Raw genomic sequence first — 11,542 nt, forward strand, 5'->3', positions numbered from 1 at the left:
CGCACCGGCGATTCGCATCGCCCGGGAACGGCTCGACGCGGCGCCGGCCGCCCCCGTTTCGCTCGCCGAGCTGGCCGACCTGAGCGGCGTCAGCCGCTTCCAGTTGCTGCGCGGGTTTGCCCGCGAGCTCGGCATCACACCGCACGCGTACCTGATCCAGTCGCGTGCGAGGCTGGCGCGCGCGCTGCTCGCCAGCGGCCTGCCGATCGCCGATGCCGCGGCCGAAGCCGGCTTTGCCGATCAGAGCCACCTGACGCGTGCGTTCGCCCGCCAGTTCGGGATCACGCCGGGGCGGTTCACGCAGGTCGATTGACACCGCCATCTTCCCGCGCGACGGCTGCCAGACACGCAGCCTCTTTGAAGACGCGGCCACATCGCAGTGACCGCAGCAGCAGCAGCCGCCGATGTCCGTGGCACAACCATGCCGAGTCCCGCACGCCGCACTCGACACCCTCGCGCACGCTGCAATTTCGTTCAAGACGCGCACTGCCGTCGTACGCGACGATGCGGCGCATGAAGACACGACTGATTGGCTATCTCTATCTCGCCGCCGCGATGGCGGGCGTCGGCAGCACCGTCATCGCGAGCCGTCTCGCGGCCGGCGGCCTGCCGCCGTTCGCGGCCACGGCGCTGCGCTTCCTGATCGCGACACCGCTGCTGTTCGCGCTGATGCGGGTGCAGCGAACGCGCTGGCCGCGCATCTCCACGCGCGACGCCGTGCTGCTCGTCATCCAGGCGGCGGCGGGCGGTGTCGGTTATACGGTGCTGCTGATCTGTGGCACGAAGCTGTCGTCACCACTCGATGCGGGCGTGATGCTCGGTACGCTGCCCGCGATGTCGACGCTGATCGCGGCCGTCGTGCTGCGCGAGCGACAGACACCGCGCGACTGGGTGGCCGCCGCGCTCGCCACGGCCGGCGTGCTGTTCGTCACGTTCGCGCCCGGCCAGGCGTTGCCGTCGCTCCGCACGCTGGCCGGCGATGCGCTGGTGCTGGCCGCCGTCGCGTGCGAAGCCGTGTTCATCCTGCTCAACCGGCGGCTTGCCGCACCGTTGCCGCCGCTGGCGCTGTCCACCGCGATGTCCGGCCTCGGCTTCGTGCTCGCACTCGTACCGGCGGCGTTCGAATGGCACGCGGTGGCGACCGGCTGGACCGTGGGTGCCGTGTCGGCGATCGTCTACTACGCGCTGGTGCCGACCGTGCTCGGCTACCTGTGCTGGTACGCGGGTTCGGCGCGCACGAGCGGCACCGAGGCCGCCCTGTTCACGGCAGTCGCGCCGGTTTCGGCGGTGCTGTTCGCCGTCGCGCTGTTCGGCGAAACGCTCAACGGCACGCGTATCGCGGGTATCGCGCTCGTCATCGCCGGCATGCTCGTCGGCGCGACGCGGCGGCGCGAACCGCCAACAGAAGCACGCGATACGCACCCGGTGAATCCCGGCCGGCCAGCCAACCCCGCGCCCGCCGCGCAGACCGCCGTCGACTGACTCGCGCTCACCGCAACATCGCGAAACCGGTGGCGGCTCCCCCCCCCTGGCCTGTCGATCCCCATGCTCCCGCCATGCAGCCGGCGACTGTAGGAATGTGTCCGCGCACCGCAAAACCGTTGCGCACCACCCCGCAAGATGCAATATTCGCGTGGCCGGGACCTTTGACAACCATCGAACAACAATCCGCCACGCAATGAACAGGAAGGAAGCCAAAACAAGAATCGCGGTGCTGCTCGCCGCGGGAACGAGGAAGGCCGATGCACTGGCCGAACTGTCCGGACAGGGACTCAAGGATCGCGTGCTCGCGCACCTGATCGCGTCGCGCCCCGATCCCGAACGCTGCCGCAAGAACAAGCTGCACATCCGGATCCTGATCGCGCTCGGCATCGCCCAACTCGCGATCAGCCTCTTGCTCGCGTACAACTTCTTCGCCACCGGCGCCGGCAACGGCCTCGTGCTGGTGTTCCTCGCGTTGGCCGTGCCGCTGTCGCTGCTGTTCATCTGGGGCTTTGCAACCAATCGTGTCGGCGCGTACCACGCGTTCATCGTGCTGTCGCTGCTGCAACTGCCGAAAACCATCGCCGAACTCGGACGCGATCCGTCGACCGCGCTGCCGAGCCTCGCGATCACGGTCCTGCTGGTGGGCTATGTCTGGTTCGTCCGCAACCGCCTGTTCCCCGACTACGGCTGGCTTACGCCACGCAAGGTCGAAGGCCGTTACGCGTTCGTCGAGCAGGCCTGACGCCACTGGCATCGAGCGTCGGCCGCAAAAAAAAGCGCCGGGCCGCCCCGCAATCGCGGGACGGCCCGGCGCTTTCCGCATTCCGGAACCGGTCGGCTTACTTCGCCTTTTCAGCCGTATCGCTGATCGCCTGGCCACCCTTCGAAATGTCTTGTCCCATGCCGGCGACCGTGTTGCAACCGGCGAGCGCGGCGGTCACCACCAGCAGCATTGCAGCAATCGTACGCGTCATTCTCATTCTCCTTGGAATCAACAAGCCCGACGGGCGAATCGTATGCGGCGTGGCGCCCGGCAAGATGCAGGGCACGGGGCCTGACCTGATTATACGGAGACGGCCGCCGCGCGCCAGTACGAACCCGCCGCCTGTCACACGGGCCACCCAGCCGGTTCGCGCAGATTTTCCTTGACTTCAACGCGCCAGGAACTAATATACGCATCGCGTATATTTTTAGTCAGGAGCCGCCGATGACCGTTCCCCAGCAAGCCTTCCTCCGCGACGCCATGCGCCGCCTCAACATGACGCGCGAAGCGTTCGCGAGCCGCATCGGCGTGAGCCGGCGCGCGCTGGATACCTGGCTGCTGCCGGACGACTCGCAGGAATCACGCGGGATGCCCGAGATCGTCGAGCGCTTCGTGTCGGAAATCGTCGAGCGCTCGGTACCGGAAGGCGGCGGATATACGCAAAGCGTAGACAATCAGGGGCTCGCCAAGCAGTTCTTTTTCGAAGGCAAGCCGCAACTGCTGTCGGTCGACCAGTTCTCGCGGGAATCGGTCGAGGCGCTGTTTCGCGTGGCCGATGTGATGCAGCCGATCGCGCGCCGCCACAAGATTTCGCGCGTGCTGGAAGGCGCGGTGCTCGGCAACCTGTTCTTCGAAGCCAGCACGCGTACGCGCGTGTCGTTCGGCGCCGCCTTCTGCCGGCTCGGCGGCTCGGTGTGCGACACGACGGGCTTCACGTTCTCGTCGATGGCCAAGGGCGAATCGATCTACGACACGAGCCGTGTGATGGCCGGCTACGTCGACGCGCTCGTGATCCGCCATCCGGAGAAAGGCTCGGTGGCCGAGTTCGCGCGTGCGACCAACCTGCCCGTGATCAACGGCGGCGACGGCCCCGGCGAGCACCCGAGCCAGGCGCTGCTCGATCTCTATACGATCCAGCGCGAATTCTCGCGGCTCGGCAAGATCGTCGACGGCGCGCACATCGCGCTGGTCGGCGACCTCAAATACGGCCGCACCGTGCACTCGCTCGTCAAGCTGCTCGCGCTGTACCGTGGGCTCAAGTTCACGCTCGTGTCGCCGCCGACGCTCGAGATGCCGGCCTACATCGTCGACCAGATCGCGACGAACGGCCACGTGATCGAACAGACGACCGACCTCGCAGCCGGGTTGCGCGGCGCGGACGTCGTCTATGCGACGCGGATCCAGAAGGAGCGCTTCACCGACGAGTCGTTCGAAGGCTACACACCGGATTTCCAGATCAACCAGGCGCTCGTCGATACGGTGTGCAAACCGGACACGCTGATCATGCACCCGCTGCCGCGCGACAGCCGGCCCGGTGCGAACGACCTGTCGGTCGACCTGAACCGCGACCCGCGCCTCGCGATCTTCCGCCAGACCGACAACGGCATTCCGGTGCGGATGGCGATCTTCGCGGTGCTGCTCGGCGTCGAGAATCTCGTCCAACATTCGATGCGCGACGCGACGTGGCGCCCGCCCGCGTATCTCGGGCCGGAAGACGCGGTGTTTCACGGGGTCGATTGAGAAGGAGCAGCGGGGCGCGGCCAGTCAGGCGCCACCACGTTCAACGGAAAGCGCGCCCGGCAGCCCGGCGCGCTTTTTTTACGCGCGGTGGAAAGATGGACAATCGGCGCCTAGGACGCCCATGGATCAATCACCCGCAGGCCGACCGCCTCGAATGGCGCGACGTCGCGCGTCGCAATGATCAATCCGTTCGCCTCGGCCGTCGCGGCGATAAAAACATCGGCAGGCGCGATCGCACTGCCTAAGGCACGCGCACGCGCTTGAATGCTCGCATACGCTTTGCTCGCCGCATCGTCAAACGGCAGAATCCTGCCGCGAAACAGCGGCACGACGCGCTGCTCGATGCTTTGGTGAAGCCAGTCGCGCCTGCGCCCTTCCGGCAGTGCCGCCACGCCGAAGCGCATTTCGCCGAGACTGATCGCGGCAAGAAACAACGTTTCGACGTTCTGGGCATCGAGCCACTCGATCACGGCTGCGCTCGGCTCGCGCCTCAGCGGCTCGGACATCACGTTCGTATCAACAAGGATCATTCGAAGCTCATCGGGTCGGTTAGCGTCTTGTCGCGCTGAACGTCGAATTCGACGCCGCCCGCCTCCCGTCCGATTTCCGCCAGCAGTGTTCCAAGCTTCAGCCTGCCACCAGGCAGAACGGCCTGCTCGAGGATGTCACGCACCTCGGCTTCCGTACTGCGTCCATGCTGGGCTGCGCGGATTCGGAGCGCACGGTGCACTTCATCGGGCAGATTTCGAACGGTAATCACGGGCATGATGCACCTCACCACATTTGCTTTCAATGCTGTCATATTAGCACCTTGATGTCATGGCGGGTGATCCGCGACAGAACCACTCTAACCCGCCCGACAAGCCCGCCACACCTGGCCTTTCGGCCATCAACCACCACCCCATACGCCCCGCAACCACTCCGCCACATTCCTCAACAATTTCCCAACAAACGCGAACAAGAACGCTTCTCATTTAAGTTGAAATTACATAGAATGCCGCCTGAAAACAAATCGTAATAATTCCCGGCGGCATGCACATTTCCGCAGCGCGCTGCCCCCGGGGCCACACCGCGAGGTCGAAGCGCACCATGAAGTCACGTTCCGACGAGCTGAAGCTCGGCAAATTCACCACCCTGTGCAGCGTGCTCGCCGCGAGCCCCGCGTTCGCGGCGGACGGCACGCCGCCGCCCGCCCCGGCCGGCGCCGAAGGCCATCTCGCGCCGATCGAGGTCCAGGGCAAGGCCGAGCACAGCTTCAAGGCCGACTTCTCCGCTTCCGCGAAATTCACCGCGCCGCTCGTCGACACGCCGAAATCCGTCACCGTGATCCCGCAGGAACTGATCCAGAACAGCGGCGCGTCGACGCTGACCGAAGCGCTGCGCACCGTGCCCGGCATCACGTTCGGCGCCGGCGAAGGCGGCAATCCGCTCGGCGATCGTCCGTTCATCCGCGGCTACGACACGCAGGGCAGCATGTTCGTCGACGGCATGCGCGACACCGGCGCGACGACGCGCGAGATCTTCAACACCGAGCGCATCGAGATCACCAAGGGTTCCGACGGCGCGTACGGCGGCCGCGGCGGCGCAGGCGGCAGCATCAACCTGATCACGAAGGCCCCGCACCTCGGCACCACCGCCGCTGCGAGCGCGGGCCTCGGCACCGACCGCTATCGCCGCTTCACGGCCGACGGCAACTGGCAGTTCGCCGATCACGCCGCGTTCCGCCTGAACCTGATGAGCCACAACAACGACGTCGCCGGCCGCGACGCGGTGAACAACGAACGCTGGGGCGTCGCGCCGTCGATCGCGTTCGGCCTCGGCACGTCGACGCGCGTCGTCGCGAGCTACTACCACCTGTCCACCGACGACCTGCCCGACGGCGGCATCCCGTACTACTACGGCTTCAATCTCCCGAAGGGCGTCGCCACCGACGGCCCGGCGCCCGTCGACCGCCACAACTTCTACGGCCTGACCAACCGCGATTTCCGCAAGACGACGTCGGACATCAGCACGCTCAAGATCGAGCACGACATCACGTCGTCGCTGACGATCCGCAACACCACGCGTTACACGGAATCGACGCAGGACTACATCTGGACGCAGCCCGACGACAGCCAGGGCAACGTGGTCAACGGCAAGGTCTGGCGACGCGCGAACACCCGCAACAGCTCGATCAACAGCATCGCGAACCAGACCGAGCTGTTCGGCGAATTCCGCACCGGCCCGTTCAAGCACAGCTTCACGACCGGCATCGAGCTGTCGCGCGAATGGGGCAAGCGCGACACGTACAACGTCGCCGCCGCGAACGGCAAGATCTGCCAGAACGGCATCGGCGCGGCGTCGGGCTACAACTGCACGAGCCTGTGGTCGCCGAATCCGAACGACCCGTGGGCCGGCTCGATCACGCGCAACAACGACTATGCGCATGCGCGCACCGTGACGAAATCGATCTACGGCTTCGACACGATCGAGATCACGCCGCGCTGGCAGGTCAACGGCGGCGTGCGCATCGACGACTACTCGACCCGCTTCACCGACACCAAGGCCAACGGCGGCAAGACCACCACGCGCGACGACACGCTCGTGAACTGGCAGGCCGGCCTCGTGTTCAAGCCCGCGCAGAACGGCAGCATCTATGCGTCGTACGCGACGTCGTCGACGCCGGCCGGCATGATGCTCGGCGAAGGCAGCGAATCGCAGTCGCTCACGCCGGGCCGCGGCGGCGTCGGCTCGAACGCCGATCAGCTGTCGCCGGAAAAGAACCGCAGCATCGAGCTCGGTACGAAGTGGAACGTGCTGAACGACAAGCTCGCGCTGACCGCCGCGCTGTTCCAGATCGACACGACGAACGCACGCGTGACGCTGCCGAACAACCAGTACGCGATGGTCGGCAACAAGCGCGTGCAGGGCCTCGAACTCGGCGTCGCAGGCCAGATCACGAAGCAATGGCAACTGTTCGGCGGCTACACGTACATGAAGAGCGAGCTGCGCGACAACGGCAAGGACTCGGCGAACAACGGCAACCAGTTCCCGAACACGCCGAAGCACAGCTTCACGATGTGGTCGAACTACGACGTGACGCCGAAGTTCACCGTCGGCGGCGGCGCGTTCTACATGTCGCAGGTGTTCGGCGATACCGCGAACCAGCACGCGGTGCCGTCGTACTGGCGCTTCGATGCCATGGCGCAGTACCGCATCAACAAGAAGCTCGATCTGCAGCTGAACGTGAACAACCTGTTCAACCGCACCTACTTCGACCAGGCGTATCCGGCGCACTACGCGTCGATCGCACCGGGCCGCTCGGCGTTCGTCACGCTGAACGCGCGCTACTGATCGATGGAGGCCGTGTCGCTGAAGGCGCTCGCGTCGGTTTCGCCGCGCGAGTTCGCCGACATCCTGGCCGGGCCGCCCGAGCGCGCCGCCGCGTGGGTCGCGGCGGCGGCCGACAACGGCATCGTCGATGCGCAGGCCGTCTACGGGCAATACCTGCTCGACGGGCACGGCGTCGCGCGCGATCCCGCGGCCGCGTTCAACTGGTTCCGGCACGCGGCGCGCGCCGGCCACGCGATGGCGATGAACATGCTCGGCCGCTGCTACGAATTCGGCTGGGGCACGGCCGCGTGCGCGCCGGTCGCCGTGTACTGGTACCGGCTCGCCGCGCAGGCGGGGCTCGACTGGGGCATGTACAACTACGCGACGGCGCTCGCGCTCGGCAACGGCGTCGACGAAAATCGCGCCGATGCGCTCGACTGGTTCCAGCGCGCGGCCGCACTCGGCCATGCGAAATCGATCAACCTGATCGGCGGCTTTTACGAGGACGGCTGGGTCGTACCGGTCGACGCCGACGCCGCGTTCGACCACTATCGCCGCGCCGCCGTGGCCGGCGATTTCCGCGGCCAGTTCAACCTTGCGCGGCTGCTCGCCGAGCGCGGGCAGATCGACGACGCGCTCGTGTGGCTCGCGCGCGTGCCGGCCACCGCTACCCCCGCGTTCGTCGCGAAGATGCGCGCGTATCTCGCGTCGTCGCCGATCGACGCGTTTCGTGCGGCGGCGCTGCAGTTGCCATCACAGCCTCAGCCTCAGCCGCACTGCATGGAATCCGCATCATGATGCTTCATATCCCCGGCGTACTGACGAAAGCGCAGGTCGCGCAATGCCGCGATCTGCTCGATGCGGCGGAATGGGTCGACGGCAATGCGACGTCCGGCACGCAGTCGGCGCACGCGAAACGCAACCGGCAATTGCCGGAAGGCGCGCCGGCCGCACGCGCGGTGGGCGACGCGATCCAGGACGCGCTCGCACGCAATCCGCTGTTCTTCTCGGCCGCGCTGCCGCTCAAGGTGTTTCCGCCGCTGTTCAATCGCTACGAAGGCGGCGAGACGTTCGGCACACACGTCGATAACGCGATCCGGCTGCTGCGCGGCACGGATTTCCGCGTGCGCAGCGATCTGTCCGCGACGCTGTTCCTCGAAGAACCCGATGCATACGATGGCGGCGAGCTGTGTGTCGAGGATACGTACGGCACGCATCGCGCGAAGCTGCCGGCGGGCGACCTCGTGCTGTATCCGGCATCGAGCCTGCATCACGTCACACCCGTGACGCGCGGCGAGCGCGTTGCGTCGTTCTTCTGGATCCAGAGCATGGTGCGCGACGACGGCGACCGCACGCTGCTGTTCCAGCTCGATACGCAGATTCAGGCGCTTTCCGCTGAGAAAGGCGCGAAGGATCCGATGGTCATTTCATTGACGGGGATTTATCACAACCTGTTGAGGAAGTGGGCGGATGCGTAGCCAACGGAGCGCCACCCAGCCGTTGGACGTATTGCGCGGCTCGGTCTTGCGCTACGACGACCCCGTCGATCCAATCGAGGAAAGCGCCCGGGAAGCGCCGCAACGCGACACCCGAAACGAAAGCGTCCACGCAGACACGTCCATCGAGACGCCCAGATAAGACACTCACGCCCACGCAGCAAAAACCGCGACACATCCTCCGCCGGACTCTGGCATATTGGCGATTCGTCTGACAAAAACCACATCGGCCGACTTCCCCGCCGGCTCGTGGCCCCAAATCGTCATTGCGCCACTTCGTCCACTATCGTGATTTCGCTCTCCGATCCCGTTGTCCGGTCGATTGCCCTGCTGGAATCGCACGAAGGGTTTGTCGATCTCGCAGGCTTCCATGACCGCATCGCCGTCGATCTCGGTCGCCGCGATATCAAGAGCAGAAGCCCGCATTTCCTGAAAATACGCCGTGGCGTGGCAGACCGGCTGATTGCCGCTGCGCACGCGCTCCCCGCCGCCCTGCGCCTGTACGTCAAGGAGGGCTATCGCCCGCTGGCCCTGCAGCGCGACTACTTCTCCACGCACCTCGCGCACCTGCGCCACACGCTGAATCCGCTGCCGGACGAAGACGCGCTGATCGCACTGACAAGCCACTACATCGCCCCGCCGGAAGTCGCCGCGCATCCGACGGGCGCAGCCGTCGACCTGACACTGATCTCGGCGGAAGGCATCGAGCTCGACATGGGCTGCGTCATGAACGCCACCGACCAGAAATCGTCCGGCGCGTGCTACACGCACAACCCGTTCATCAGCCGGGCAGCCGCCCGCAACCGCCAGGTACTGATCGCCGCGCTGACGGGCGCCGGCTTCACCAATTACCCGTCGGAATGGTGGCATTGGTCGTTCGGCGATCGCTATTGGGCCGTGATGCACGATCAATCGCACGCGATCTACGGCCCCGTCGAGGAAAACATGCTCGACGAAGCCGCGCGCTGACATTCTTTCCGACGAAACGCGCCCGCCTCGGTAACATCCTCACTTGTCGATCCCTGCCCGCTCCCGCACAATCGCAGCACCTGCATCACTCTCCCCCGCGCCGATGTCCTATGCGTCACTCGCCACCGGCGTCCTCCTCGCCGGCGGCCTCGGTCAACGCTTCGACCCGAGCGGCCTGCAAAGCAAGCTGCTCGCGCTGCTTCCCGACGGCACGCCGGTTGCGGTTGCGGCCGCCCGCCATCTCGCGGCGGCCACGGCCGACGTGATCGCCGTCGTGCGTCCCGGTGCCGAAAAACTCGCGATGCTGCTGAACGAAGCCGGCTGCCACGTGGTCTACGCACCCGACGCCATGCGCGGCATGGGCGCAAGCCTCGCGGCCGGCGTACGTGCGACGCCCGACGCGAACGGCTGGCTCGTCGCACTTGGCGACATGCCGTGGATCGCGGCTTCCACCTACGAAAGCGTCACGCGCGCGCTCGACGCCGACGACGCATCGATCGTCGCACCCGCGCATCGCGGCGTGCGCGGCCATCCGGTCGGGTTCGCCGCGCACCACTTCGATGCACTCGCCGCGCTCGACGGCGACACCGGCGCCCGCGCACTGTTCGCCAGCGCACCGGTCAGGCTGCTCGACGTCGCCGATCCCGGTATCGTGCGCGACGTCGATACGCCGGCGGATTTGCGCTGACCGCAATCGCGCGGTGCGTGCACGCGGTGCAACGCATGGCCCGCTCCGCGCGCAGCAGCAACCTGCACGAAAACCGCCCGTGCACGGATCACACCGACCACACACCACCCGCCGCCACAATCCCGCTGCAAACGCACGCCCGATTGGCTATAACGGAGACGAGGCGCCACCGACGTCACGCACCGAGCGAGCTCTCCATGACCGATCACACGACCCCGACGCCCGAGCCACCGGCCGACCCGAACCGCGACCCGGAAGACGATCCGTTATCGCCACCGTCACCGGGCCATCATCACGACAATCCGCAGCAGCCGGACGGACCGCCGAGCAAGGATCCGGTTTAGCCGCAGGGCTGCCGCGCCGCGCATTCACCGCGGGTTCCCGTCATGCGCCGTCGTCGCATGACGCTGCCTAGCGCGCCGTATACCCGCCGTCGATCGGCAGCGACACACCGCTGACCATCGACGCCGCATCGCTCAGCAGGAACAGGATCGGTTCGACGACCTCGTCCGGCTCAGCAAATCGCCCGAGCGGAATCGCGGCCAGCATCGGCGCACGCTTTTCCGGTTCGCTCCACGCGAACTGCGCCATCGGCGTGAGCGTGACGGTCGGGTTCACACTGTTCACACGAATGCCGTGCGGCCCGAGTTCGATGCACAGCACGCGCGTGATCGCGTCCATCGCCGCCTTCGACGCGCAGTAACTCAGATGCGCGGGCAAGCCGACGAGCGCGGCCTGGCTCGATACGTTGACGATGCTGCCCCGCGCATGCGCGACGCCGCGTCCGTCACGCGCGATCATCTTCCGTGCGACGGCCCGTGCGACGAGCGCCGCGCCACGCGCATTGACGGTCATCACGCGATCGAAATGAGCCGCGCTCACTTCGAGCGCCGATTCGAGTGACGCAATCCCCGCGCAATTCACGAGGCCGTCGAACGCATCGTGCGCTGCGAGCGCCGCATCGATCGCCTGCTCGTCTCCACCGACATCGAGTCGCAACGTCTCGCACGCGGTCTCGCCGGCCAGCGCGTCGAGCGCGGCCATGTCGCGCCCGGCGCGACGACCTGCGCGCCCGCCTGCGCCAGCGCG

14 protein-coding genes are annotated in these 11,542 nt (G+C 66.6%); 9 read left to right on the forward strand and 5 right to left on the reverse strand.

The genetic code is table 11. The annotated features are described in order from the left end of the window. From G3N93_RS24080 to G3N93_RS24090, 3 genes are all read left to right on the forward strand, one after another. Positions 1-313 (forward strand): helix-turn-helix domain-containing protein (locus tag G3N93_RS24080; RefSeq protein ID WP_206134107.1); only part of this gene is annotated, 313 nt, incomplete at its 5' end. Positions 314-513: 200 nt separating this feature from the next. Continuing rightward, the gene (locus tag G3N93_RS24085) at positions 514-1,482 is read left to right on the forward strand and encodes a DMT family transporter (protein WP_241026677.1); all 969 of its coding nucleotides are present in this window, start codon (positions 514-516) and stop codon (positions 1,480-1,482) included. Between the two features lie 196 nt (positions 1,483-1,678). Further along, positions 1,679-2,227: a permease gene (locus tag G3N93_RS24090; protein WP_174937090.1), complete on the forward strand. Its 549-nt coding sequence runs from the start codon at positions 1,679-1,681 to the stop codon at positions 2,225-2,227. A 97-nt stretch (positions 2,228-2,324) separates the two neighbouring features. On the opposite strand, the gene G3N93_RS24095 is transcribed toward G3N93_RS24090, so the two are convergent. Beyond that, entirely contained in the window at positions 2,325-2,459 is a 135-nt protein-coding gene (locus tag G3N93_RS24095) for an entericidin A/B family lipoprotein (protein WP_009688930.1), read from the reverse strand. A 233-nt stretch (positions 2,460-2,692) separates the two neighbouring features. On the opposite strand from G3N93_RS24095, the gene G3N93_RS24100 reads away from it, so the two are divergent. Further along, positions 2,693-3,988, forward strand: coding sequence for an aspartate carbamoyltransferase (locus tag G3N93_RS24100; RefSeq protein ID WP_011354504.1), 1,296 nt, complete (start codon positions 2,693-2,695; stop codon positions 3,986-3,988). 110 nt (positions 3,989-4,098) lie between these two features. Here G3N93_RS24100 and G3N93_RS24105 read toward each other — a convergent pair whose 3' ends face one another. Both G3N93_RS24105 and G3N93_RS24110 read right to left on the reverse strand, forming a co-directional pair. Then, positions 4,099-4,518, reverse strand: a complete 420-nt coding sequence (locus G3N93_RS24105; protein ID WP_206134109.1) for a type II toxin-antitoxin system VapC family toxin — start codon at positions 4,516-4,518, stop codon at positions 4,099-4,101. Continuing rightward, positions 4,515-4,754 (reverse strand): Arc family DNA-binding protein, encoded by a 240-nt coding sequence (locus tag G3N93_RS24110; RefSeq protein ID WP_122947612.1) that lies wholly within the window; start codon positions 4,752-4,754, stop codon positions 4,515-4,517. Before G3N93_RS24110 ends, G3N93_RS24105 begins: the two co-directional genes overlap by 4 nt. A 323-nt stretch (positions 4,755-5,077) precedes the next feature. Here G3N93_RS24110 and G3N93_RS24115 point away from each other — a divergent pair, with 323 nt between their 5' ends. From G3N93_RS24115 to G3N93_RS24125, 3 genes are read left to right on the forward strand one after another with little or no spacing between them, the layout of a single operon-like run. Next, the gene (locus tag G3N93_RS24115; RefSeq protein ID WP_174986299.1) at positions 5,078-7,321 is read left to right on the forward strand and encodes a TonB-dependent siderophore receptor; all 2,244 of its coding nucleotides are present in this window, start codon (positions 5,078-5,080) and stop codon (positions 7,319-7,321) included. 3 nt (positions 7,322-7,324) lie between these two features. Next, the gene (locus tag G3N93_RS24120) at positions 7,325-8,098 is read left to right on the forward strand and encodes a tetratricopeptide repeat protein (RefSeq protein ID WP_174986300.1); all 774 of its coding nucleotides are present in this window, start codon (positions 7,325-7,327) and stop codon (positions 8,096-8,098) included. Continuing rightward, the gene (locus G3N93_RS24125) at positions 8,095-8,778 is read left to right on the forward strand and encodes a Fe2+-dependent dioxygenase (protein WP_206134110.1); all 684 of its coding nucleotides are present in this window, start codon (positions 8,095-8,097) and stop codon (positions 8,776-8,778) included. Before G3N93_RS24120 ends, G3N93_RS24125 begins: the two co-directional genes overlap by 4 nt. Positions 8,779-8,943: 165 nt before the next feature. Here the strand turns inward: G3N93_RS24125 and G3N93_RS41695 are convergent, their stop codons facing one another. After that, entirely contained in the window at positions 8,944-9,273 is a 330-nt protein-coding gene (locus tag G3N93_RS41695) for a hypothetical protein (protein WP_241026678.1), read from the reverse strand. On the opposite strand from G3N93_RS41695, the gene G3N93_RS41700 reads away from it, so the two are divergent. Together G3N93_RS41700 and G3N93_RS24135 are read left to right on the forward strand one after the other, a co-directional pair. After that, positions 9,244-9,765, forward strand: a complete 522-nt coding sequence (locus tag G3N93_RS41700) for a M15 family metallopeptidase (RefSeq protein WP_307873428.1) — start codon at positions 9,244-9,246, stop codon at positions 9,763-9,765. The genes G3N93_RS41695 and G3N93_RS41700 overlap by 30 nt on opposite strands. 103 nt (positions 9,766-9,868) lie before the next feature. Beyond that, a complete protein-coding gene (locus tag G3N93_RS24135; RefSeq protein ID WP_206134112.1) occupies positions 9,869-10,453 on the forward strand; it encodes an NTP transferase domain-containing protein in 585 nt (194 codons plus the stop codon). A 411-nt stretch (positions 10,454-10,864) separates the two neighbouring features. Here the strand turns inward: G3N93_RS24135 and G3N93_RS24140 are convergent. After that, on the reverse strand, positions 10,865-11,542 hold a 678-nt coding region (locus tag G3N93_RS24140), incomplete at its 5' end, for an SDR family oxidoreductase (protein ID WP_206134113.1).

Source organism: Burkholderia sp. Se-20378, assembly GCF_017104665.1.
Taxonomy (GTDB): domain Bacteria; phylum Pseudomonadota; class Gammaproteobacteria; order Burkholderiales; family Burkholderiaceae; genus Burkholderia; species Burkholderia lata.

Bases quoted from the DNA above. Each gene is read 5' to 3' on its own strand.
- G3N93_RS24085 (WP_241026677.1), top strand. From the start codon at position 514: ATGAAGACACGACTGATTGGCTATCTCTATCTCGCCGCCGCGATGGCG.
- G3N93_RS24090 (WP_174937090.1), top strand. From the start codon at position 1,679: ATGAACAGGAAGGAAGCCAAAACAAGAATCGCGGTGCTGCTCGCCGCG.
- G3N93_RS24095 (WP_009688930.1), bottom strand. From the start codon at position 2,459: ATGACGCGTACGATTGCTGCAATGCTGCTGGTGGTGACCGCCGCGCTC.
- G3N93_RS24100 (WP_011354504.1), top strand. From the start codon at position 2,693: ATGACCGTTCCCCAGCAAGCCTTCCTCCGCGACGCCATGCGCCGCCTC.
- G3N93_RS24105 (WP_206134109.1), bottom strand. From the start codon at position 4,518: ATGATCCTTGTTGATACGAACGTGATGTCCGAGCCGCTGAGGCGCGAG.
- G3N93_RS24110 (WP_122947612.1), bottom strand. From the start codon at position 4,754: ATGCCCGTGATTACCGTTCGAAATCTGCCCGATGAAGTGCACCGTGCG.
- G3N93_RS24115 (WP_174986299.1), top strand. From the start codon at position 5,078: ATGAAGTCACGTTCCGACGAGCTGAAGCTCGGCAAATTCACCACCCTG.
- G3N93_RS24120 (WP_174986300.1), top strand. From the start codon at position 7,325: ATGGAGGCCGTGTCGCTGAAGGCGCTCGCGTCGGTTTCGCCGCGCGAG.
- G3N93_RS24125 (WP_206134110.1), top strand. From the start codon at position 8,095: ATGATGCTTCATATCCCCGGCGTACTGACGAAAGCGCAGGTCGCGCAA.
- G3N93_RS24135 (WP_206134112.1), top strand. From the start codon at position 9,869: ATGTCCTATGCGTCACTCGCCACCGGCGTCCTCCTCGCCGGCGGCCTC.